The 22,941-nt window shown below is 64.1% G+C and carries 19 protein-coding genes; 1 reads left to right on the forward strand and 18 read right to left on the reverse strand.

Features of this window, described 5'->3' with window-relative positions:
* Positions 1 to 159 precede the first annotated feature (159 nt).
* From gspD to proV, 18 genes are all read right to left on the reverse strand, one after another.
* A complete protein-coding gene (gspD, locus tag G3446_RS05085) occupies positions 160 to 2,346 on the reverse strand; it encodes a type II secretion system secretin GspD (RefSeq protein WP_164451349.1) in 2,187 nt (728 codons plus the stop codon).
* A gap of 41 nt (positions 2,347 to 2,387) precedes the next feature.
* Entirely contained in the window at positions 2,388 to 2,945 is a 558-nt protein-coding gene (locus G3446_RS05090) for a hypothetical protein (RefSeq protein WP_342450039.1), read from the reverse strand.
* A 35-nt stretch (positions 2,946 to 2,980) separates the two neighbouring features.
* Positions 2,981 to 3,592: a type II secretion system protein GspM gene (gene gspM, locus G3446_RS05095; RefSeq protein WP_164451353.1), complete on the reverse strand. Its 612-nt coding sequence runs from the start codon at positions 3,590 to 3,592 to the stop codon at positions 2,981 to 2,983.
* On the reverse strand, positions 3,589 to 4,686 hold the full coding sequence (locus tag G3446_RS05100; RefSeq protein ID WP_164451355.1) for a PilN domain-containing protein: 1,098 nt from the start codon (positions 4,684 to 4,686) through the stop codon (positions 3,589 to 3,591). Before G3446_RS05100 ends, gspM begins: the two co-directional genes overlap by 4 nt.
* Before the next feature lie 370 nt (positions 4,687 to 5,056).
* On the reverse strand, positions 5,057 to 5,947 hold the full coding sequence (locus G3446_RS05105) for a type II secretion system minor pseudopilin (RefSeq protein ID WP_245232310.1): 891 nt from the start codon (positions 5,945 to 5,947) through the stop codon (positions 5,057 to 5,059).
* 41 nt (positions 5,948 to 5,988) lie between these two features.
* Positions 5,989 to 6,693: a prepilin-type N-terminal cleavage/methylation domain-containing protein gene (locus G3446_RS05110; RefSeq protein WP_342450040.1), complete on the reverse strand. Its 705-nt coding sequence runs from the start codon at positions 6,691 to 6,693 to the stop codon at positions 5,989 to 5,991.
* 12 nt (positions 6,694 to 6,705) lie between these two features.
* On the reverse strand, positions 6,706 to 7,098 hold the full coding sequence (locus G3446_RS05115) for a type IV pilus modification PilV family protein (RefSeq protein ID WP_245232311.1): 393 nt from the start codon (positions 7,096 to 7,098) through the stop codon (positions 6,706 to 6,708).
* The gene (locus tag G3446_RS05120) at positions 7,095 to 7,553 is read right to left on the reverse strand and encodes a GspH/FimT family pseudopilin (protein ID WP_342450041.1); all 459 of its coding nucleotides are present in this window, start codon (positions 7,551 to 7,553) and stop codon (positions 7,095 to 7,097) included. The genes G3446_RS05115 and G3446_RS05120 overlap by 4 nt, the downstream gene beginning before the upstream one ends.
* Before the next feature lie 42 nt (positions 7,554 to 7,595).
* Positions 7,596 to 8,012 (reverse strand): type II secretion system major pseudopilin GspG, encoded by a 417-nt coding sequence (gene gspG / locus G3446_RS05125; RefSeq protein WP_280818774.1) that lies wholly within the window; start codon positions 8,010 to 8,012, stop codon positions 7,596 to 7,598.
* Between the two features lie 95 nt (positions 8,013 to 8,107).
* Complete coding sequence (locus tag G3446_RS05130) at positions 8,108 to 9,316, reverse strand: type II secretion system F family protein (RefSeq protein WP_164451361.1); 1,209 nt, start codon at positions 9,314 to 9,316, stop codon at positions 8,108 to 8,110.
* A gap of 67 nt (positions 9,317 to 9,383) precedes the next feature.
* On the reverse strand, positions 9,384 to 11,210 hold the full coding sequence (gene gspE / locus G3446_RS05135; RefSeq protein ID WP_209262269.1) for a type II secretion system ATPase GspE: 1,827 nt from the start codon (positions 11,208 to 11,210) through the stop codon (positions 9,384 to 9,386).
* A 29-nt stretch (positions 11,211 to 11,239) separates the two neighbouring features.
* Positions 11,240 to 13,129 carry a polysaccharide biosynthesis protein gene (locus G3446_RS05140; RefSeq protein WP_164451363.1) on the reverse strand — a complete coding sequence of 630 codons (1,890 nt, stop codon included), beginning with the start codon at positions 13,127 to 13,129 and terminating at the stop codon, positions 11,240 to 11,242.
* On the reverse strand, positions 13,117 to 14,172 hold the full coding sequence (locus tag G3446_RS05145; protein ID WP_164451365.1) for an MraY family glycosyltransferase: 1,056 nt from the start codon (positions 14,170 to 14,172) through the stop codon (positions 13,117 to 13,119). Before G3446_RS05145 ends, G3446_RS05140 begins: the two co-directional genes overlap by 13 nt.
* 59 nt (positions 14,173 to 14,231) lie before the next feature.
* Complete coding sequence (locus G3446_RS05150) at positions 14,232 to 14,786, reverse strand: DJ-1 family glyoxalase III (RefSeq protein WP_164451367.1); 555 nt, start codon at positions 14,784 to 14,786, stop codon at positions 14,232 to 14,234.
* A gap of 147 nt (positions 14,787 to 14,933) precedes the next feature.
* On the reverse strand, positions 14,934 to 16,268 hold the full coding sequence (locus tag G3446_RS05155) for a S41 family peptidase (protein ID WP_164451369.1): 1,335 nt from the start codon (positions 16,266 to 16,268) through the stop codon (positions 14,934 to 14,936).
* 528 nt (positions 16,269 to 16,796) lie between these two features.
* On the reverse strand, positions 16,797 to 17,789 hold the full coding sequence (gene proX / locus G3446_RS05160) for a glycine betaine/L-proline ABC transporter substrate-binding protein ProX (RefSeq protein WP_245232312.1): 993 nt from the start codon (positions 17,787 to 17,789) through the stop codon (positions 16,797 to 16,799).
* A gap of 143 nt (positions 17,790 to 17,932) precedes the next feature.
* Complete coding sequence (proW, locus tag G3446_RS05165; protein WP_164451371.1) at positions 17,933 to 19,090, reverse strand: glycine betaine/L-proline ABC transporter permease ProW; 1,158 nt, start codon at positions 19,088 to 19,090, stop codon at positions 17,933 to 17,935.
* Position 19,091: 1 nt separating this feature from the next.
* A complete protein-coding gene (proV, locus tag G3446_RS05170; RefSeq protein ID WP_164451373.1) occupies positions 19,092 to 20,282 on the reverse strand; it encodes a glycine betaine/L-proline ABC transporter ATP-binding protein ProV in 1,191 nt (396 codons plus the stop codon).
* Positions 20,283 to 21,237: 955 nt separating this feature from the next.
* Between proV and G3446_RS27930 the strand changes: the two genes are divergently transcribed.
* Positions 21,238 to 22,941, forward strand: a 1,704-nt coding sequence (locus G3446_RS27930) for a porin (protein WP_245232313.1), incomplete at its 3' end; no start/stop codon positions are given.

Raw genomic sequence — 22,941 nt, forward strand, 5'->3', positions numbered from 1 at the left:
TTCGCCGGCGATCAGCCTCCATCGATTCGTTCGCCGAGGTTTTCGCTGATCTGACGCCTTTACCCAAAGGGGGAGCGCGGGCAAGTGTCCAGAGCCGCCCAAGAGCCCGATCTCCAAAAGCTGGCCGCTGGCGGCTGGAAGCTGACAGCCCCTTTCAGATTAGAAGGTAAAGTTCAGGCCCTGAACCTTACGCCGGAAATCTTCGGTGACGGCCTCGATATCCTGGTCACTGGAGATGACCTTCGGGGTCAGCACCACAACCAGCTCGGTGCGGTTCGACGACTTGGTCCGCTCGCCGAACAGGGCCCCGGCGAACGGGAGGCTATAGAGGCCTGGGATACCTTGCTTCCCGTCCGTTCGCTGATCCTGAATCAAGCCGCCTAGGACGACGGCCTGATTCGAGCGGACGGCCACGGAGCTGGTGATGTTCCGAGTCGAGAAGGTCGGCGACTGAAGCTCCGAGCTGCTCGTCGACGCGACGGTGCTCACCTCCTGCTCGATCTCCATCTGGACCAGCCCGCCCGGGGTGACGCGTGGCTTGACGGTGAGCATGACACCCGTGTCCTTGTATTCGATGGTGTTGATGACCCTGTCGGTCGTCGAGGTGCTCTGCTGCTCGGACGTGGCGACAGGGACCTGCTGCCCGACCTGGATCTTCGCCGTCTGGTTGTCCATGACCATGACGGAAGGCGAGGAAAGCACATTGAGCAGATTCTCGCCCGCCAGGGCGCTCAGCGTTGCCTTGATGGTGTCTGGACTCGAGACCAGGGCCCAATTGAAGCCAGGGAAGGCCGTCGAGATGCCCGAGCTTTCCGCATCATCGAGTGTACCGTCCAGGGAAGCAAAGCTGTTGCCGTCGGAAGAGGGGCCGAACAGCTCCCATTGGACGCCGTACTGGAGGTTCCCAGACAGGGTGATCTCGACGATCGTCGCCTCGACCAGGACCTGCAATGGGACGATGTCCAGCTGTTTGAGCGCATCCAGGATCTTCTTGTAGTCGCGCGGACTCGCCCGGACCAGCAAGGAGTTGTTCACCGCATCCGCGACGATGTTGACGCTGGACGACATCTCCAGCTCGCGCGATGAGGCGCTGCGCTGCGTCCGCGATTGGGTGCTGGAGCCAGTGTCAGTGGTACCTGGCTCCCGGTTTTGCCCGATACTGGAGCGCCCCATCCCAGGTGCGACGCTGCCCACGGAGCGTTTGCTCGCACTGCTGGAGCCACCGAACAGCTGCGAGAGGATATCGGCAAGACTCTCGGCGTCGCTGTGCTTGACGCGATAGACGAACAGCCGCTCGGCCGAATCGCCGCTCGCTTCCGCCATATCCAGCCGCTCGATCCAATTGCGTGCTTGCTGGATGTAGCTCTCCTGCGGAGAAACCACGAGGAGGGCATTCGCGCTCTCGATCGGGACGAAGCGAAAGAGTCCCTTGAGGGGATTGCCGTCTTCTTCGGCGAGCAGGCTCTGCAGCTGCGTCTGGACATCCTTGGCCTTGGCGTACTCGAGCACGAAGAAGCCGACCGAAAGTCCAGACATCCAATCCACGTCGAAGACGCGGATGGTATCCAGCAGATTGCCCATCTCCGGGCTCGTCCCGGCGATTACGAGCAGGTTACGCAGGTTGTCGATGCGAATCACACTGCCCTCGGGCGCCAGGGGCTGGAGGATGTTGCTCATCTCCTCCGCGCCGATGTAGCGCAGCGGGACGACCTGGACGCTATAGCCCTCGGGCAAGGCACGGGACGAATCGCCGAGCTGCGGCACGACCTTGCCCTGGACGGCGTTCGCGAGGGGAACGACCTCGTAGGTCCCATTGCGATAGACGATGGCGGCGTTGTTCATGCGCAGCAGCGTCTCCAGCGTGGGGATCAGGTCCTCACGACGCAGGGGGCGTCCCGTCTGGAGCGAGGTCACGCCCTGAACGCTCGGATGCAGCACATAGTTGACCTTGAGGAGGTCTCCAAGTACGACCTTGACGACCTCACGGATATCCGTGCCATCGAAATTGAGCGTCACGTCCCCAGGCTCGGAGTCCACGCTGGGTGGAGAGACCTTGCGCACGAAGGTACCGGTTCCACGCTGCAAGGAGTCGGCGGCCTTGGGCGGCTGATCGTCCCCACCGATCGCGATGGTCTGGGCGCCCGTGCCTCCGCGCTTCTTGAAGCTCTCGCGTCGCTGCGCTTGCCGCGGATCCACGACATGCCCCTCGAGATCGCCGACCTTGAGGGTCGGATCCCAATAGCTGCGCTCGCAGCCGACGAGCGAGAAGCAGAAGCTTGCGATGAGAACGGCGGACAGCCAGCTTCCTACCTGGAGCCCACGATTTGAGCATTTCTCGGCGTACATAGTGCCTCAGTCACGCTGGTCGCTTCGTTGCGACCGGTTGATCATTTCTCGGGAGGGGCGGCGGCCCTGGGAGGGCGAGGGGGGCGGCGCCTAGCCGGGGTCCGCGCGGCTGCGGGAGGGGCAGCTGGTGGTGTCTTGCTGTAATCGCGCAATATTAGCTCATCGCGCTCACCCTGTCGCTCGAGCAAGACGCGATCCTCCAAGATGCTCTGCACCGACCAGCCCATGAGCTCGTCACCGATGCGCAGCCGCTGGAGCTTGGGCTGCGAAGGATCCCTGACCCAGGCAGAGACGACCGTTGGGCTGATGAGGACCGCGCTCAGATCCACTGCGTCGAGCTCTTGACTGGACTCGGCGGTCGTGTCCACCTCCGGCTCCTCGTCTTCTGGCGGCTCGGGCAGACGGTCAGGACGGAAGAGCGGATGCTCCACGACGCTCGCATAGCTGTCCTTGGGCTCGCCAGCATCGAGCTTCGCCAGCAGCTCCGGCTCGACAGAGGCCGCGCCCTCCAAAGATGCCGCGGTGGTTGGAGTCGGCTGCGGCTCCGGGGCGATGGCTTCGGGCGACCAGCCCAGCCACTGCAGCGTAAGGACTGCCACTAGGACCACAACGACCAAACCCGGTAGCGCCTTGATCACGAGCCAGCACCCCCGAGTACGAACCCATAGATGTCAACGCGCATGGTCAAAGACCCGCCCTGACGAGGGACGAAACGCCGAGTGGGTCGGCCACGCGTATCCCGTGCGGAGCGGGCCGGACGGGCCGAGGATCTCACGGAAAGACGCTCGACGAAGAGAAAGGGACGGGCGTTCTCCAGCTTGTAGAGGACGTCGAGCAGGGTCTCGGTCGAGCCTTGAATCTGAGTCCGTACCCGAACGCGTGGCGGGTCTTCGTTCGCGCTCTCGGGCAGGATCTGGGTGCTGATGAGGCGACCGGAGGCGCCGCTGACGATGTCTTGGACCTGACTTTGAAGCTGGGCGCCCGCAAGCGCCTGGGTCGGCGCCTTGAAGTAGAAGGCCTCGAAGGTATCGTTGCTGCGCACTTGCTCCAGCTCGGCACGAATGCTCGGCAGGGATTGGACCAGACGGCGATAGCGCACCAGCTGATCTTGGCGCTCAACCACGGTTTGACTCAGGCTGGACAGCTTGCTCGCCCACGGAATCCCGAGGCTCGCAATAGCCAGCACCGGCAGCAGAATCAGGCCCGCCAGAGCCAGGCCGCAATAGCGCTTGGTGGTCGACGTCATTCTTCCCTCTGACGGACATAGCGGAATGAAATGTTGAAGCGCTCCTTTCCGGTTCTCGCAATCTGCGTGACGGGGGACCTGAAGGAGACCCCCTCGATGCCTGGGGCCTGCTCGAGCAGGGCGATCAAGGCCGTCGCCTGGCCGGATTCTCCCCTGAGATCGACATCTTCGCCATTGACCTCCAGATTCTGGATCCAGGTGTCTTCTGGAAGCCGGTCCGTGAGCTCGCGCAGCAGCTCCAAGATCGGAGGCTGCTCGAGCTTCTTCTCCAAAACCAGGGTGCTTCCCTTTTTCGCCCGCTCCAGCTCTTGGCGCAGCTCATCGACCGCGATGGCCTGTCGGCGTGCCTCGCTCAGCTCCAGGTCGAGCGCCGTGGCCAGCTGCTGCTTCTGCCACAGCGGCGTCAAGAGAACCGCGATGAGCAGCACTGCGGCGACGAGCGTCAAGACGGCGTTGAGCCCGAGTCGGAAACGGCGACGCGCCTGTCTGTGCTCGGGTGGAAGGAGATTCGCGCCTGGCCAGGCGCCTGGCCAGGAGATCCGGTCGATCGGCGCGCCCAGTGCCTTCATCCGCTCGATCCAAGGCTCGATCCAGTCACGCCGGCAGACAGCGAGGTCCAGGACGAGCCGACTGGCGTTCTTGGGTGCCGGCTGGGGGGCGAAATCGAAGAAGACCTCCTTCGGCTGAAAGGGGGTCAAACGGTCCAGCTCATAGTGAATGACCTGGCCGGCATTGGCCCGAACCTGGGCCGGAAAGGAGACCGATCGGGTCAGAACGGCCCCTTCCGGCAGCCTTAGCTCGACACTGAGGCTCTGGCCCTTGTGGGTCTCGGCGACATCGGAAGGCAGCGCGAGACTATGATGCAGATCGACCTCGCCCACCGGCTCGCTCTCGGTCCCGGTCAGCAGCTCCAGGAGCGCGCGCTCGTCACTGGCATTGACGACGAGGACGGGATGGCGGCGCGCGAGGGCTTGCCGCACGGAGGGGGGCAGACAGCCCAGCACAAGCGCCTTCGCCTCCTCTGTTTGCCCACGAAGACTGGAGTGCAGCCAGATGCGGTTCAGGAAATCATCGATGCGCTCGGTCAGGGTCATTGCTGGGAAACTTGGCTCGGCCGCTCGATTGAAGCGAATGCTATGGCACGGTAAAGGAACAAGCTTAACCGATGAGTGGTCGGGCTCACCAATGCCAAGCTGTCCGATGGATGATCCTCGAAAGAGCTTGCAGCCACCAGCTTTCTGGGATCCGTCAGTTGGCCTGCACAGGGTACCTGCCCGGACCCGCTCGATGGGTGGAGACTTCGATGGGCGAAAATCTCGGCGGGCCGACAGCTGGCGGCCGCAAGCTCTTTCTCGGATGATCGAATGGCGTCACATTCTGCGGCCGCGCGATCGAAGCAAGAGGGAGCAATCGGGAAAACATGAAGGTTTCGTCAACAAAGGCGGAATGGCACACATCGGCCATTCAGTCGCCCTCGAAGCGCTCCGTCTCGCCGTAGACGGGATCTTGCAGTGAAAGGCCGTAGCGTCGCCACAAGACCAGATAGGGGGGCGGCTGCCCGCGGTTGAGCTGGAGCAACGCCTCCATGCGCCGGCCCGTCCTGTCGCGTCCGCGCTCGGTTACCTGGACACGATAGAGCGGACCGCCGCGATCGAGCGACCTTGCCGCGGTGGCTTCCGGGACCCTGGCCAAATCGCGCGTCGCGACCTCTTCCACTGCTTCCTCGAGCGAGATCCCGCGAGTCGCCGCTATCACTGCCGGCGAAGCGAAGCGCTCGAGCGGGTTCGCGGCCTCTCCAGCCACGGTGACCTCGGGGGCGAGACGCTGATAGATATCCTCGCGCATCCCGAGGACTTGCCGCAGCTCCTCGACCGAGGCGTAGTCCGCGTCTTTCGCGCCGAAGGCAAGCCCCTCGCGCTCGTAATCCTCGTCTTCGGCGCCGTTGAGCAAAGCCAGGTCATCCTCGTCCCGCCAGTCGACGATCGCCGCGGCCAGGGGCCCTGCCTCGTCCTCGGACACGCCCAGGACGATGAGGAGATCGGTCAGCGTTTGCGGCTGCACCCGATTGATATTGATGCGAGACGTCTCGTTGAAGACGGCGATGCCGATCTCGGATCCGTTGAATCGCCACCGGCGCTCTTGACCATTCGGCAGCCAAGTGGCCTGCGTCTCCTCTTCCAGGGCGGCGGGCTGTGTCAAGAAATCCAGTGCCGTGTAGGCCAGGGCCGCATCGGCTAGCGCACGAAAGCGAGCTGCCCCGAGATGATTCTCGGCCAGTGCGGTCTCCGTCCTCTGGGTTGCGGTCAGACTGACGGCCAGGACCGTCAGCAAGGCCAAGACCCACATGACGAGCATGAGGGCGATTCCCCGCTGACGCCTTCGAGAGGATCGACCCGTCATTGATTGGGCAGCGCCACGATGAGATCCGGCCATGCCTGACGCTCCGTCCCGAAGCCGAGTCGAATCAACGCCGGCAGCTGTCGCTGATCGAGCCATTCGTCGTGCCAATCCAGCTCGGTATCACCCTGTATCTGGCCATAGTAGGAAAGATACAGCTCGCTCAGTCCCTCGAGCAGCAAGGTGCGCCCAAAGGCGCCCTCGGCGGCGTCCATGTCGGTCGGATAGTCCGCCAGGCGGCCGATTCCCGCTTCAGCCAAGGGCTCCCAGGCCGGATAGTCATCGCCGCCCTCCAGGATTTCGTCGTGGAGGTACCAGCGGGTCATCACCAAGGCGAGCCCCACCGCATGCTCCTCGACCTCGAGGCGCAGGATATAGAGACCTGAGACCCCCACATGCGCCGACAGGGGAGCGACCAGCTCCAGGCGCTCCGTATCGCCGGCGAAGACCAAGATGGGTGCGCCCTCGTAGGTCGCCGTCGCCGGCCTCGCCTGGCTGAGGGTACGCCTCAGGAAACCGTCGACCAGTCTCAGGTCGGAGATCTGTCCGGAGACGCGCTCGACAGCCTCCCAAGAGCGTGACCCGAGACGCAGGCCGGAGAAGAGCAGCAGGGAGATCAGCCCGATGATCGCCAGCGCGATCACCAGCTCGATCAGGGTGAAGCCGAGCGCGCGCTGCTCGCTTGAGGAATCGGGTGCGATCACGGGGACGGCCTGCTAGAAACGCTCGCCCAAGCGGAGCGTGCTCAGGGCCATTCGGCGCGCCCGCCCGGCATCTCGCCACAGCACTGTCGCATCGACCCGATAGGGCGTCGCCGGAGGCTCGGTAAAATACTGCTCGGACACATCCACCGCCTGGATGCTGAGCTCCCATTCGAACCCGCTGTCCGTCGTGCCTGAGGTGATCCCTTCTTCCAAGGGGATGTCCGCGCCAACCTCGCTCAGCACGGATTCCGCCAGCGTGGCGGCTTGGGAGTACTGCGCGGAGGCGATGGTAATGATGCTCGCACGCGAGAAGATCTCCATCATGACCCCGAGGGAGATGGCCAGGATCGCGAAGGCCACGAGCACCTCCAGCAGCGAGAATCCGCCTTGGTGGCGCATGCTCATTCCGCGCTCCAGGTATCCAGCTCGATACGGCCCGTGAGCCAGGTTACGCCCACTTGATAGCCATGCCCCTGATAGGACAAGAGGATCCGTCCTCCGGTCGAGCTGCCGTCCGGGAAGAATCTGACGGCACCGTGCTGCTCATCGATCATCTCCTGGGTCGCGCCCTCGAAGCCCACCGACAAACGCTTCGGCAGGCTGAGATCGCGGTAGCCTTCGAGCTGAAGCCGGTAAGCTTCCAAGTCCACGATGACCGCCTTGTCCTCGCCCTGACGGATCGCCGATTCCCGTGCCAGCCTCAGGGTCGCGGCCGTACGCCGCGCCACCGACTTCATCTCGAGTCCGGGAAATGCTGCGGAAAAGAGCGAAGGTACCGCCGTCATCATGATCGCCATGATGGCCATGACCACCACAAGCTCGATTAGGGTGAAACCGCGGTGCCTGAGTCGCGCATTCACGTCGGTGCGCTCGATCGGACGTCCACCAGCCTTGCTCTCGGTCTACTCCCAGCTGCGGATATCGGCGTTCTCGCCATCGCCCCCTTCTCGATTGTCGGCACCAAGCGACCAGATATCGAAGCTGCCGTGCTCACCGGGAAAGCGGTATTGGTAGTCATTGCCCCAGGGATCCTTTGGCACCTGACCCTTCTTCAGGTAGGGACCATTCCAGCCGGGCATGTTGCCCGGGTCCTCGACCAGCGCGGACAGACCCTCGCTGTCATTGGGGTAACGGCCCAGCTCGAGCCGATAGAGATCCAGCGTGGATGACAGATCATCGATTTGAAGCCCGGCCGTCTTGCTCTTGGCGCCGCCGAGAAAATTCATGACCTGAGGACCGACCAGGCCCGCCAGCAGGCCCAGAATCGCGAGAACCACCAGGAGCTCGACCAGGGTGAAACCGCCTCGGCGAGCCTTCATCGACATTGAGCGCATGTGAATACCTCGGTTCCTGTGTAGTTGCGCGCGCATTTTAGGCGCGCATGGATCGCAAACAAAACTCGCAGTCCCGCCGCCTAGAAGACCAGCTCGTTGGCGCCCAGGATGGCCATCAGGATCGACATGATGATCCCGGCGACGATCACACCCAGCCCGATGATTAGGGCCGGCTCGAGCAGGGTGAGCATGCGCTGCACGCTGGTCCGCGTCTCGCGGTCGTAGATGCTCGCAACCTTCGCCAGCATAGCGTCCAGGCTCCCGGACTCCTCGCCGACGCGGATCATCTGCAGCGCCAGGTCGGGCAGTGCCTCGAGACGCACCAGGGGACCCGCGAGGCCGCGCCCATGCTTCAGCTCTTCGGCGGCCTCGGTGATGCGCGCGAGCAGGCGCTGGTTCGAGACGACTTCCTTGGCGAGCGTCAGGGCGCTCATCAACGGCAGACCGTTCTTCAGCAAGGTCGCCAGCGTGTGGCAGAGCCGTGCCGTCTCCATCTTCCAGATCAGATCGCCGAACAAGGGCAGGGTCAGGAGCCGATCATCGACGCGGGCACGAACCTCGGGCTTCTGGAGCTGACGCTCGACGACGACGGCGATCAAGGCAATGCCGCACAGCATCGCCCACCAATAGTTGCGGAACAGATCTCCGGTGGCCACCACGATCTGGGTCGGCAGCGGCAGGGCCTCGCCCATGTCCTCGAACAGCACGGTGAACTGTGGAACCACCAAGACCAGCAGCATGATGACGGACAGCCCCGCCACGAAGAGCAGGATGGACGGATAGACCAGGGCCGAGGTCACGGTCTGGCGCAGCTCGGCGACCCGCTCCAGATAGTCGGCTAGCCGGTCCAAGACCTGATCGAGCGCCCCGCTCGCCTCCCCGGCGCGCACCATGTTGATGTAGAGGCGGGGGAACTGGCCGTCCTGGGCATCCAGGGCGCTGGAAAAGGTAGCGCCGCCGCGCACCCGATCCTGGAGATCGGACAGGACCCGCGACAGGTGCTCCGCCTCGGTCAGGTCGATCAGGATCTGCATCGAGCGGTCGAGCGTCATGCCTGCTTCCAAGAGCGTGGCGAGCTCCCGCGTCAGGATGCCGATCTCCTTCTGCGTCAGGCGCTGCTTGCGGACTCTGCCGAGCTTGCTCATCAAGCTCTTGGTGGTTCGGGTCTCGATCGGGATCAGCCCGTCACCCTGAAGCTGGCGGACGACGGCAGTCTCGTCGCTCGCCTCGAGCTCGCCTTCCACGAGCTCGCCGTCCGGCCGCACGGCTTTGTAGAAGAATTTGCTCACGCGCGCATCTCCGCCGACATCGGGACGGCGACGCGGCGCGGTGCGCCTCGCCGAGGCCGCCAAATCATCAATCCGCCTCCGCCACGCGCAAGACCTCTTCGATGGTCGTCCGGCCGGCCAGCGCCTTGCGCAGGCCATCCTGATACATGGTCTCCATGTTCTCTTCGACGGCGATCCTGCGGATCTCCGTTGCCGTCGCATGGTCCAGCACGGCCTTGCGGATGGCCTCGGACATGAGCAGGACCTCGGTGATGACCAGACGGCCGCGATAACCAGTCCCGTTGCAGGCGTCGCAGCCGACCGCGCGATGCAGATCGACGCTGTCTTGGACGCCGCTGATATGCGCGAAACGCCCCGCTAGCTCGGGCACCGCGCGGTAGGACTCGCGGCACTTCGGACAGAGCCGCCGAACCAGGCGCTGAGCCAGGATGCCGTTGACGGTCGATGTGAGCAGGTAGTCCTCCACGCCCATGTCCAGGAGACGGGTCACGCCGCTCGCCGCGTCGTTGGTATGAAGGGTCGAGAGCACGACGTGTCCCGTCAGCGCGGACTGGACGGCGATTCGAGCGGTCTCGAGGTCGCGCATCTCGCCGACCATGATGATGTCCGGGTCTTGACGAACGATGGCCCGCAAGGCGCCGGCGAAGGTCATCCCGATGGAGGACTTCACCTGGATCTGGTTGATCCCTGGCAGCTGATACTCGACCGGGTCCTCGACGGTGATGATCTTGCGCTCTTCGGTGTTCAGCCGACTGAGTGCCGTGTAGAGGGTCGTGCTCTTACCCGAGCCCGTCGGTCCCGTCACCAGAAGAATGCCGTAGGGCTGCTCAAGGATGTCATGCAGCCGCTTGCGCGGTGTGCCGTCGAAGCCGAGGGCGTCGAGATCGAAGCGCACGCTTTCCTTGTCCAGCAGACGCATGACCACGCTCTCGCCGAACATGGTCGGCACTGTCGACACACGCAGGTCGAGCTCCTTGCCCTGGATGCGAATCGGGATGCGGCCGTCTTGGGGCAGGCGCCGCTCGGCGATATTGAGCTTGGCCATGATCTTGACGCGCGAGATCACGGCCGCGGTGGAACGCACCGGCGGGGCGTCGACCTCCTTGAGGATGCCGTCGACCCGATACCGCACGGTCAGCTCGTCGGCGAATGGCTCGATGTGGATATCGGACGCCCTGGACTCGACCGCGCGCTGAATCAGCTGATTGACCATGCGGATGACCGGCGCCTCGCTGGCGAGATCCTTGAGGTGCTCGATGTCTTCCTCATCGAAGTCGCTGAAGTCCGCCTCTGCCTCTTCCGGGGCCTCCTCGACCTTTTCATAGAGCCGCTCGACGGCGGACTCGATCTCGGTCGGCAGCGCGACAGCGGCCTTGACGGGGCGATCGGCAGCCATCCCGACCGCCGAGACCACGAAGTCGTCGACCGGATTGGCGAAGGCGACCTCGAGATGATCGTCACGCTCGGCGACCGGCAGCACGCGGGCGTCCTTCAAGAACCTCAGGGTGAAGAGGTCCTCGCGGACCGGCTCCTCCGGGAAGCTGGCCACGCCCACGAGAGGCAGTTGAAGGACCGCCGCCATCGCCTCCGCCATGTCGCGCTCAGATACCAGGCCCAGACGAACCAGCATGGGCAGCAAGAAATCACCGGCGTCCAGCGCGAGCCGCCTGGCCCGGGCCAGATCCGCCGCGGTGAGCTTGCCGAGGGTCTGGAGGTGGGAAAGGATCCGCGCCTCGTCGGGGCGCGGCTGATCCTGGAGGACGGGATCGCTGGAAGCTGGCGGGGACTCCGCAGTGGCTAGCTCGTCATCCACCTCGGGCGAAAGCGTCTCGTCGCCGTCATCGCGAACGGCGCGGATCTTCGGGGCCTCCTCCAACAGGGCATCGTCTTGCATGGGTTAAAGATCCTTTCGAGGTACCTAGATCAAGCGTCTACGGTCAGATCGTTCGACTGATGCTGGGTCGGCCTAGCCACCGGCGCTGTCTGCCAGCTCGGCAGCAGGGTCCGAAGCGTCGCAAGCATCTGGGTTTCGTCGATCCGATCCGCACCATCCTGCAGGCGGTCCAAATGCAGCGTCAGGGCATCGGCCGACAGGCTCGGTCCTTGTCGCGCAACGCGTATCTTCGGGTGACGCGTGGGAGCTAGCTCCTCGGACACGTAGAAGAGCTCCTCATAGAGCTTCTCGCCGGGACGCAGACCGATGAGCTCGATGGCGATATCTCGGCCTGGCTCTCGACCGGAGAGCCGAATCATCTGCTCGGCCAGATAGTAGATCTTGATCGGCTCGCCCATGTCGAGGACGAAGATCTCGCCGCCATCCCCGATCACGGCGGCCTGCATGATGAGCTGGCAGGCCTCGGGGATGGTCATGAAGAAGCGCTCGATCTCGGGGTGCGTCACAGTGACCGGCCCTCCCTCCGCGATCTGCCGCCTGAACAGCGGAACCACACTCCCGGCGGAGCCGAGCACATTGCCGAACCTGACCGTGATGAAACGGCATTGCGAGCGGCCATCGAGCCCCTGGCAGATGGTCTCGGCGATCCGTTTGGTCGCGCCCATGACATTGGTCGGGTTGACCGCCTTGTCGGTCGAAATGAGCAGAAAGCGCTCGCAGCCGTGAGCGGCGGCCGCCTCAGCGACCAGGCGCGTTCCCAGCACATTGTTCCTGACCGCGGCTCTGACCTGATCCTGCAGCAAGGGAACGTGCTTGTAGGCCGCCGCATGGAAGACGATGGGCGGACGCCGCGCGCTGAAGAGGGCTTCGATGGCGGCAGCGTCGCAAACGTCGATCAGATGTCTGGTGAAAGGCAGTCCTGGGTGGCGCTCGATCAGCTCCATCTCGATGCGATAGAGATTGAGCTCGCAGTTGTCGACCAGAATGAGCTGGGCTGGCTTCGTGCCGGCGATCTGCCGTACCAGCTCGGAGCCGATCGAGCCCCCCGCGCCGGTCACCAGGATGTCGCGTCCGGCGAGGCCGGCACGGATCTCGCCCCAGTCCAGCTGGACCGGCTCGCGCCCGAGCAGGTCCTCGATCGAGACGGGCCGCAGCTGGCTGATGCTGACCTGCCCGTCCATGAGGCTGCGCAGCTCTGGCAGGATCCGAAAAGGCAGCTCCGTCTGCTCGCAGAGCTCGACGAGTCGCCGCATCTCGCGAGCAGTCGCCCCTGGCACGGCGAGCATGATGAGATCGATGTCCTTGGCCAGGACGAGCTCGGGGATCGCCTCGGTCGACCCGAAGACTGGCAGGCCTTGCACCTCGCTGCCCTGGCGGCGCAGCTTGTCGTCGACGAAGCCGACCGGGAAATAGACGCGATGCGAGCCGCGCAGCATATCGCGCGCAAGCAGATCGCCAGCCCGGCCAGCGCCAACGATGAGCACTCGCTGACCGGAGGCCAGATCGAGTCGGTGATCCTTCATCCAGCGGTAGAGCATGCGTGGCGCCGCCAGCATCAGGAGCTGTAGTCCGGCATAGAGCACCGGGACCGAGCGTGGCAGAAGCTCGGAGCGATTGACGATGAAGAGGGTGACGACGACCAAGAGCGTCCCGGCCAAGACCGCCTTGGTGATCCGCACCAGATCCGGCAGAGAGGCGAACCGCCACACGCCGCGATAGAGCCCGAACAGCCAATAGACACTCCCTTGGACCAGGATCACCCAAGGCAAGGCCTCCAGCCAGCTGGCGATGAACTCGGGTGGGATCCGATCGAGATTGAAGCGCAGCCAATAGGCGAGGAACCAGGCGATCGGGATCGTCAGGAGATCATGGGCGAAGGCGGCGGTGCGCGAGCGCAGCCGATCGATTACGGGGTGCATGTCCGCTCGGAGACCGCGAGGCGCTCGACCAATCCCACCCGGTAATGGATCGAGCCGTAGATGATGGCCCAGGCTGCGAGCAGCATCCACTGCTCCTGCGCGATCAGCTGGGGCGAGGCAATGGCGCAGCTAGCCGCAGCCGCCATGAGGAGGTAGCCGCGCAGCAGCGTCTTGCGCTGACTCCATCCGGCGAGCACCAGGCGTTGATAGTGATGCGAGCGATGGGCCTCCCAAACGCGCTCGCGGCGGACGAGTCTGGCGAGCAGCGTCCAGGTGGCGTCGACGATGAAGGGCGAGAAGGCGAGCACCGCTGCCCAGAGTGGGAAGAGTCCGAGCTCGGCGCCCCACAGCGAGAAGCCCGCCGCCAAGAGGCCCAAGGTCGACGAGCCGATGTCGCCGAGAAAGATCCGCGCCGGCGGAAAGTTGACCGCCAAGAACCCGGCCGCCGCCGTCGCGACGCTGAAGGCGGCGGTCGCGTAGCTGAGCTCGCCATCGAGCCATCCCAGGAAGGCCAAGGCCCCGAAGCCGAAAACGGTCATGCCGCCGGCGAAGCCGTCCATCCCGTCCATGAAGTTATAGAGATTGGTCATCCAGACGGCGAACAACAGCGTCAGGCCAACCGAAACGACGCTCGGCAGGCCGAGCGTGAAGCCCGGCAGCTCGAGATGCTCCAGACCTAGTCCACCGAAGACGAGGACAGCGGCCGCGGCGAAATGGACCAGGAGCCGAATCCAGGGTGGCAGGTGGCCGAGGTCGTCGACGAAGGCGACGCTGCCGACCAGGGCAAGGGCCAAGGTAATCCAGCCGAGCGGCTCCGCCCCTGCGCCCGTGAGCCCGATCATCAGCCAAGCCGACGCCAGGCCGAGCAAGACCCCGAGGCCCCCCGTCCTCGGGACGGGACGCCTGTGCAGCGAGCGCTCGTTGGGATAGTCGAGCCGTCCGAGCACGCGGCCTGCGTGAGCGGCGAGCCAGCGGGTGGCAGCCAGGCTCAGCAGGAGTGCGACGATCGGGGGCGAGAAGAGGATCAGTGAGTTAGCGCTCATCACCTAGGGCTCGCGGGCGAGCGGAGTCGCAAGGAGGCTGCACAGGCTCGACGGGGCGATCACGCGGGGCGCACGAGTGCCTGCTCGACCTGGGTGCGGCGCTCCCGGCCGGCCAGCAGCTCGACGAGCTGCAGTGCGAAGTCCATCGCCGTCCCCGGACCTCGGCTGGTCACGACACTGCCGTCGACGATGACAGGTGCGTCGAGCAGCTCGACCTTGGGGAAATCCGCTGGCTTGAGCGTACCCGGATAGCTGGTTGCCTTGCGGCCGTCCAGGATTCCGGCGCTCGCCAGCACCTTGGGCGCGGCGCAGATGGCGGCCATGTAGCTGCCCAGGCGCTGATGGCGCTCAAGGATGGCGCGGACGCGCTTGTCCTCTTCCAGGTGTCGAGCGCCCGGCAGTCCCCCGGGCAAGACGACCATGTCGAAATCTCGATCCTTGACGGCGTCCAAGGTGGTATCGGGAACCAGCACGGTCCCACGGCTTGCCCTCACCGGACCCTCGGCGAGTCCGGCCGTGACGACCTCGATCTCCGCCCTGCGCAAGAGATCGACGATGGTGACGGCCTCCAGCTCCTCGCAGCCTTCGGCCAAGGGGACGAGCACACTCGGCATCGACGGTATCTCCCATCAATCAATGTCTGTTTCAAACGACGAACGGCCATCTGGGCATCAAGACGAAACCCCCGCAGGCCAAGCCCTGGCAAGCGAATGCGGCGGGCTGGACCATTCCCAGATGGCTCCCGTGAGCGAGCGGCTGCGTCAGTTCGTATCGGCCCGGCCGAGGATGGTCAGGCCCTTGAGCACATTGAGGGCTTCCGAAAGCTGGAAATCCTCCACGGCCAATGGCTGATCGGCGGCCTCTTCAGCAGGTGTCTCCGAAGGCTGCTCCGGCTCGTCAAGATGACGCACCAGATCCGCCTCCTTCACGGAAACGAGGTTCTGATTGGCCTCGGGCTTGAACTCGCCATGCTCGAGCTTGATGTCCGGCGTGATGCCTTGGGCCTGAATCGATCGACCGGAGGGCGTGTAATAGCGCGCCGTCGTCAGCTTGAGCGCCCTGGAATCATCAATGGGCACGATAGTCTGAACCGAGCCCTTACCGAAGGTCTGGGTCCCCATCACGATCGCGCGTCTGTGGTCCTGCAAAGCCCCTGCGACGATCTCCGATGCAGAGGCGCTGCCGCCGTTCACCAGCACGACGATGGGGGCGCCGTTGAGCACATCATCCGGTCCGGCGTTGAACTCCATCTCACTGTTCTTCACCCGACCTTCCGTGTAGACGATCTTGCCTTCGGTCAGGAAGGCGTCGCTGACGCCGACCGCGCCGTTCAGGACACCTCCGGGATTGTTGCGCAGATCGAGGACGAGGCCCTTGAGATTGCCCTCCGTCTGCTTTTTCAGCGCATCGATGGCCTCGAGCATGTCGTCCGTCGTGTGCGCCTGGAAATGCGTCAAGCGCAGATAGCCGTACCCAGGCTCGAGAATGCGGCTCTTGACGCTTGCGACCTGAATGATGGCGCGCTCGATCCTGACCTCGAAGGGCTTTTCGTCGGTGCTGCGCATGATCGTCAGCTTGATCTCCGTCCCCGGCTTGCCACGCATCAGCTTGACCGCCTCGCTCAAGCTCAAGCCTTTGACCGGCTTGTCGTCGATGCGCACGATCATGTCCCCGGCCTTGAGTCCGGCGCGCTGAGCTGGGGTATCGTCGATCGGTGCGATGACCTTCACGAAGCCATCTTCCATGCCGACCTCGATGCCCAGACCGCCGAACTCGCCGCTCGTGCCGACCTGGAGATCGCGGTACTCCTCGCCATTCAGGTACGACGAGTGCGGGTCCAGGCCGGCCAGCATGCCGCGGATGGCACTCTCGATGAGCGCCTTGTCATCGACCTGCTCGACGTAGTCGTCCTTGATCCGCCCGAAGACATCCGCGAAGGTGCGCAGGTCGTCGAGAGGAAGCGCGTCATCTGGCTCGGCAGCGGCCTGCTCCGCGACGGCCGTCGAGACGTCTTCTGCGGTCGCGAGGTCCAAGGCTCCGACCGACAGGCCAAGGACTAGCCCGGCACCGAGCAGCACAGCAGGTTGCAATCGCATCAATGTGATTCTCGTCTAACCTAGAGTCGGGGTGAGATCCCGGTTGATGATGGCGCGCGCAAAGGCGGGCTCCGTTGCACAGTACCAGTTGGGACGGCGAGGAAGGATCTCACGTTTCTTCCCTAGTCGACAGACTTCACTGGGAGTGAGCCTCTGATTGACCGGTTGTTCCGCGATCCATCCTTAGACTGACGCTGCGTGATCTGAATGGACTGTCATCGCCGGACGAAGTTCCAGACTCACGACGACGTTCCAGTGTCAAACCTGCTGGTACGCCGGGCGCGCGGAATCGTGCCACAAGCTCGAGCTGAGACGATCGGACGACGCCCTCAGAGGAAGCGCCTGATACGCTGGGAGCTTACCCGGCCCTCATCGCAGCGGCATGCGACGACGCGCTGCTGCCGATCGAGGATGCTGCGCGACCCGGTGGCTTCGGTCGCCGGGACTCCCTCAGCTTCTAGGTACGGGGTCCCTGCGCCAGGCAACCTGGCGCAGGTCATTCTGTTCTGCCGCGACCCTAGGCGGCAATCAGCTCCCGGCAGCCTTCTTCGCCTCAGCGATCCAGCCGTCGAATGTCTCCTGGTTGGCGCGAATCCAGGCATTGGTGTGGCGCTCGATGTCCGCAACGCTCTTCTCGCCATCACGCATGCGCAGATTCTGGGAGCTGATATCGTTGTTGCTGAGCTGCATGATCGAGAACAGCTTGGCTGCGGCCGGATTGGCCTCGGCCCACTCCCGGTTGGCGACGATGCGCTGCGTGTTGGCCTGGAAGCCGTAGTTGGAGCCGTCTGGCAACGAGGTGTCCACCCCCGCGCGCTCGCCAGGCAGGGAGCTGAAGGGAACCTGCAGCCAGACCACATCCTTGCCGGGGACAAGCACGCCGCTGACCCAGTAGGGCGTCCAGGTGTAATAGAAGATGGGGTCACCCTGCTTGTAGCGGGCGATCGTGTCGGCAATGATGGCGGAATAGCTCCCCTGGTTGTGGGTCACTGTATCCCGCAGGTCGTAGGCATCGAGGTGGTGCTCGATGACCTTCTCACAGCCCCAGCCCGGGGTGCAGCCGGCCAGGTCGGCCGTACCGTCTCCGTTGCTGTCGAACAGCTTGGCGATCTTCGGGTCCTCGAGCTGGGAGATATTGGTGATCCCGTAGGCGTCCGAGGTCTTTTTGTCGATGAGGTAGCCTTGCAGGGCGCCCGAGGAGTACACCCCCTCGCGATAGAGCTTCTCGTCGCCACCGGCCTTGGTATAGAAGTCCGCGTGCAAGGGATCCCAATGATCGGCCATGAAGGTGGCATCCCCATTGGCGATCGCGACGTGGCCGGCGGCGTATTCGATCTCCTTGATGTCGCCCACCTCGTAGCCAAGCGCCTCCAGGGCCTTGACGACCAGTAGGGTTTGGAAGGTCTCCTCGGCGATGGAGCTCTTGATCGGCTGCGCCTTGACGCCTTCTCCAGGCAGATCGCCGGCCAAGGTCGTACCCGCGCCCAGCATGACGCCGCCGAGCAGGCCGGCTGTGAGCAAGTTTCTGAAGTCGATTGATCGCACTTTTACACCTCTCCCTCACGTCCGCTGTTTCGGACGCTCGTCTCTATCGTGGTGATGAAGGAAGGGCCACAGATGGCACCTCCCGGGGAAGCAGGCTCGCCAAGTCTCCCTGGCGGCTCTCAGCCCGCGGATTTTGCGGTCCGGCCGTTGCGGCCCGCGAGCCGCAGCACCAAGCCGGCGGGTCCGCTCTCATACCAGTGGCGCGTCGCCTTCTCGCGGCCGGACTGGCCGACGGCCTGGGTCATGCGATCCAGGATGATCGCGAGCAGGACGATCCCGATACCGCCAATTGTAGCCAGCCCCATATCGAGGCGGCCGATGCCCCGCAGAACCATCTGCCCAAGGCCGCCGACCGCGATCATGGACGCAATCACGACCATGGACAGGGCCAGCATCAAGGTCTGATTGACCCCAGCCATGATGGTCGGCATCGCCAGCGGGAGCTGTACCTTGAAGAGAAGCTGCCGCGGCGAGGCGCCAAAGGACCGGGCCGCCTCCACCAGATCCGCCGGCACCTGCCGGATGCCGAGGTTGGTGAGGCGAATCAGGGGTGGCAGGGCGAAGATGATGGTGACCACCACGCCAGGTACGTTACCGATGCCGAACAGCATGACAACAGGCACCAGGTAGACGAACGCGGGTGTGGTCTGCATGGCATCGAGCACCGGCCGCACCAGGGTCATCGCCCGCTCGCTGCGGGACAGCCAGATGCCCACCGGGATGCCGATGATGAGACAGAAGAACACGGAGGTGAGCACCAGGGCCAGGGTGACCATGGCTTCACTCCAGGCGCCGATAAGCCCGACCAGTGCCATGGAGATCACCGAGCCGATCGCCAGTGCCCGACCTCCCGCCTGCCAGGCCAGCAGGCCGATGATGACCAGCATGAGGATGTCAGGGACACTCAGCAGGGCGGATTCGATATTGGTGAGGGTGGCGTCGATGGGCCAGCGGATCGCCTGGAAGACCGAGCGAAAATTCTCCACCAGCCAGTCGAGCCCCTGATCGACCCAGGTGCCCACCGGGATCACGGCATCTTGAAAGGGATGAACGAGGTCTAGTCCGGTGTCGACGACGTCGCCGCCGCCGGTATTCGCCAGCCAGTCCCCCGCGGTGTCGGCGGCCCCCTCGTCCGGGGCCGCGCCCCAAGGGTTGGCCGCGCTCTCAGCCGGCTCGCCGGCCGAGACATCCGCAGCATTGGCTCCTGGGCTCGTCTGGGTCGCACTTTCCTCGGTGGAAGCCGTGGACCAGGGGTTCGTTGCGGTTTCCTCTGCCATGTCAGTTCTCCCGGTCGAGTGTTTCCAGCAGGCACGCCTTGGTGATCACCCCCAAATAGTGCTGCTGCTCATCCACCACGGGGACTGCGCAGGGTGCGGCGGCGACGCTGCCCAGCAGCTCGCTGACGAGCGTATCCGCGGGAACGGCCGCCACGTCGCTCAGATAGGCGCCGCTCAAGCGGGAATCGTCGGCCTTGAGCTGGGCCTCGAGGGAATCGACCGATACCACGCCGTGAAAGCGTTGGCCCTTGTCCAGCACATAGCCGAAGTCCCGTCCGTGCTCGCTCATGCGCTGGAGGGCCGTACGGATGCCATCGTCGCGGCGCTCGATGAGCGTGATGGGTGTCTTGCGCGCGATGTCACCAGCCTTGAGCACCGTCGCAACGTCCACCCCGCGGAAAAAGGAGCGCACATAGTCATCCGCCGGGTTCTTGAGGATGTCGTCCGGGGTACCGACCTGCACGACGCGCCCGCCTTCCATGATGGCGATGCGGTCGCCGATGCGCATGGCCTCGTCCAGGTCGTGGGAGATGAAGATGATGGTGCGGTCGCTGTTCTCCTGCAGCTTGAGCAGCTCGTCCTGCATCTCGCTGCGGATCAGGGGGTCCAGGGCCGAGAAGGCCTCGTCCATCAGCATGACGGAGGGGTCGTTGGCCAAGGCACGGGCCAGGCCGACGCGCTGCTGCATCCCCCCGGAAAGCTCATCCGGGTAGCTCTCGGCCCAGGCCTTGAGACCGACCTGGTCGAGCGCGGCCAAGGCACGCTCTTCGCGCTCGGCCGGGTCGATTCCGGCGAGCTCCAAACCGAAGGCCGCATTCCGGACGACGGTGAGATGGGGCATGAGCGCGAAGGACTGAAACACCATGCTCATGTCCTTGCGGCGCAGCTCCATGAGCGCCTGGTCATCCATGGCCGCGATGTCACGGCCATCCACGAGCACTTGGCCGGATGTCGGCTCGATGAGCCGGTTGAGCAGACGCACGATCGTGGACTTGCCGGACCCGGACAGGCCCATGATGACGAAGATCTCCCCTTCCATGATGGAGAAGTTTGCATCGCAGACGCCAACGGTCTGACCAGTGCGGTCGAAGATGGCGTCCTTGTCCACCCCCTGCTCGAGCAAGTGCATGGCCTTTTCGGGCTCATTGCCGAACACCTTGTAGAGGTGCTTCACAACGACTTTTTCGTTCATTTGTACTGCGCTCGCGGCCGGCAGATACGGTCGCGCTCCAGTTTGCGCCGGCAGCCCCGATCGGGTGGCTCGATGCCAGGCGAGCTCGTCACGCCAGGGCTGCCGGACAGAGGTTGCGGACTAGCCCGTGGGATGGGAGGCCACAATCGGAGAAACCCGGACAGAGATGCGGGTCGTCTTGACCACCCGGTCGGCGAGCCGAGTCGGGCGCTGGGTTGGAAGCCTGGCCGAGCAGCTCGGCGTCAGGTGCTTCCGCAAGGGTCTGCGAGGAAGGTCCCCAAGCATGCGGAGCCGTCCTTCTTCAGAACGAGGCTACGGAGGCGAACCTGGTATGTCAAACCAGCGGGCGACGCGCGGCGCAGACTGATCCGGAGATCGCGCATGCCGAGCGGCGCAGATCCGGCAGGCTGCCGGAGCGTCGCACGGCGCGCATCACATGACCGACTGTCTGAAAAATGCGACATATCCGACCGAGATCAATCGGATACGCCGCCTTGGTTGTATTCTCGATGCAACGCTTGTAGGTTACCGTCGGGCTACGGGGCGGCTCGCAACGCCCCTCTCGAGCGCTTTCACGCATCGAGGCCGCCTCAACGGCTGACCGTAGCCCGCAGAAATCTTGTCGGTCGATCAACTCGTTCGGATCAGCTCCGGACACCTCAGTCGCGAGACTTGCCAGAGTCGACGACTCTGCACCGCCAGGGCGTGCACCGCACAGCCCGCTGACAACAAAGCAACAACCTAGATTTGGCCCCAGCTGCCGGCCGAGTGCAGCAGCCGGAGTCCCCATCAACAGGGGGACGCGGCTCGGAAGAGCCGGTAGCGCCCATCAGACGGGCCGAGCGCACGCATCCGCCGAGCGGTGCAGGGTGACGCTGTCTTTCAGCCGCCTACCGAAAGCCGATGTGACCATCTGAGCAAGACGCGACTCAACGCGCAAGGCAGACACCTAACCATGAAGTCCAAAACCCACATTGTTACCACTACCCTGATTGCTGGGGCAGCCTGCGTGGCGGCAACGTCCGCTCAGGCGCTTCAATACGATTTCTACGGCTCGCTTAGAATCCATGCCGAGGCTGTCGAGCCAGACGACGACGCGACCATGGATTCCTATGTCGGCCTGCGCGATGCCTATTCCCGCATCGGATTCGACGTCAGCCACAAGCTCAACGACGACATCACCGCTTACGGCAAGCTCGAGCTGCCGATCGATTCGGTCAACCTCGCGGTCCAGGACCCCTGGGACCAGAACGCGGATATCCGCATCGGCAAGGTCGGCGTCAAGGGGCAGTTCGGTGATCTGGCCTATGGGCAGATGTGGATGCCCTACTACAACGCCATCGCCTACCCGGTGGACATGTTCAGTACCTACTACAGCGGCTTCGCCACCTACACCACCTTCCGCAAGGGTGACACCGTCTCCTACTATTCGCCGACCTTCTATGGCCTCTCCGCGGCCGCGGCCTACAGCGAAGACAACGGCGTAGACGATGACGACCGTTTCCAGGCCAGGCTCTCCTACAACATCGGCGACCTGACCCTCTCCGCCGGTCTGGACGATCTGCGCGGTGAAGACGACCTGAAGATCTGGGGCGGCTCGCTCATGTGGCAGGTCACCGACGCCCTCTACGTCGGCGCCAAGTACGAGCAGCACGACAGCAAGATCGACAGCGGCTACGGCGCCGACGGCGACACGGCCATGAACTTCTATGCCGGCTATAACATCGGCAAGCACACCATCAAGGGCATGATTGCCGACGTCGACAACTACGGCGAGACCATCTACCACCTCGGCTATGACTATCAGTTCAAGGACAACCTCAAGTTCTTCGTCGAGTACTACAACGAGCAGGAGACCGCGGCCATCACCACCAAATACGGTGGTCTCGCCGAGACCTGCTGGTCCTGCGACGGCGGCCAGGTGCTCGCGGCGGGTCTGAGGTACGACTTCGGCGCCACCAGCGGCGAGGAGAAGAGCGGCTACGACGAGACACTCGGCATCGACTATGCGTTCTACGGATCGCTCAGGATGCATGGTGAGTCCGTCAATCCAGACGATGACGCGGCCATGGATTCCTACATCGGGCTGCGTGATGCCTATTCACGCATCGGCGTCAAGGCCAGTCTGCCCATCAGCGACGACATCACCACCTACGGCCAGCTCGAGCTGCCGATCGATTCGGTCAACCTCGCGGTCCAGGACCCCTGGGATCAGAACGCGGATATTCGCATTGGCAAGGTCGGCGTCAAGGGGCAGTTCGGTGACCTGGCCTATGGGCAGATGTGGATGCCCTACTACAACGCCATCGCCTACCCGGTGGACATGTTCAGTACCTACTACAGCGGCTTCGCCACCTACACCACCTTCCGCAAGGGTGACACCGTCTCCTACTATTCGCCGACCTTCTATGGCCTCTCCGCGGCCGCGGCCTACAGCGAAGACAACGGCGTAGACGATGACGACCGTTTCCAGGCCACGCTCTCCTACAACATCGGCGACCTGACCCTCTCCGCCGGTCTGGACGATCTGCGCGGTGAAGACGACCTGAAGATCTGGGGCGGCTCGCTCATGTGGCAGGTCACCGACGCCCTCTACGTCGGCGCCAAGTACGAGCAGCACGACAGCAAGATCGACAGCGGCTACGGCGCCGACGGCGAC

The organism is Thiorhodococcus minor (assembly GCF_010820565.1).
Classification (GTDB): domain Bacteria; phylum Pseudomonadota; class Gammaproteobacteria; order Chromatiales; family Chromatiaceae; genus Thiorhodococcus; species Thiorhodococcus minor.

Coding starts and splice junctions, on each gene's coding strand:
- gspD (WP_164451349.1), bottom strand. CDS start 2,346: ATGTACGCCGAGAAATGCTCAAATCGTGGGCTCCAGGTAGGAAGCTGG.
- gspM (WP_164451353.1), bottom strand. CDS start 3,592: ATGACGTCGACCACCAAGCGCTATTGCGGCCTGGCTCTGGCGGGCCTG.
- G3446_RS05100 (WP_164451355.1), bottom strand. CDS start 4,686: ATGACCCTGACCGAGCGCATCGATGATTTCCTGAACCGCATCTGGCTG.
- G3446_RS05105 (WP_245232310.1), bottom strand. CDS start 5,947: ATGCTCGTCATGTGGGTCTTGGCCTTGCTGACGGTCCTGGCCGTCAGT.
- G3446_RS05115 (WP_245232311.1), bottom strand. CDS start 7,098: ATGAGCATGCGCCACCAAGGCGGATTCTCGCTGCTGGAGGTGCTCGTG.
- gspG (WP_280818774.1), bottom strand. CDS start 8,012: ATGAAGGCTCGCCGAGGCGGTTTCACCCTGGTCGAGCTCCTGGTGGTT.
- gspE (WP_209262269.1), bottom strand. CDS start 11,210: ATGCAAGACGATGCCCTGTTGGAGGAGGCCCCGAAGATCCGCGCCGTT.
- G3446_RS05140 (WP_164451363.1), bottom strand. CDS start 13,129: ATGCACCCCGTAATCGATCGGCTGCGCTCGCGCACCGCCGCCTTCGCC.
- G3446_RS05145 (WP_164451365.1), bottom strand. CDS start 14,172: ATGAGCGCTAACTCACTGATCCTCTTCTCGCCCCCGATCGTCGCACTC.
- G3446_RS05150 (WP_164451367.1), bottom strand. CDS start 14,786: ATGCCGAGTGTGCTCGTCCCCTTGGCCGAAGGCTGCGAGGAGCTGGAG.
- G3446_RS05155 (WP_164451369.1), bottom strand. CDS start 16,268: ATGCGATTGCAACCTGCTGTGCTGCTCGGTGCCGGGCTAGTCCTTGGC.
- proW (WP_164451371.1), bottom strand. CDS start 19,090: ATGGCAGAGGAAACCGCAACGAACCCCTGGTCCACGGCTTCCACCGAG.
- proV (WP_164451373.1), bottom strand. CDS start 20,282: ATGAACGAAAAAGTCGTTGTGAAGCACCTCTACAAGGTGTTCGGCAAT.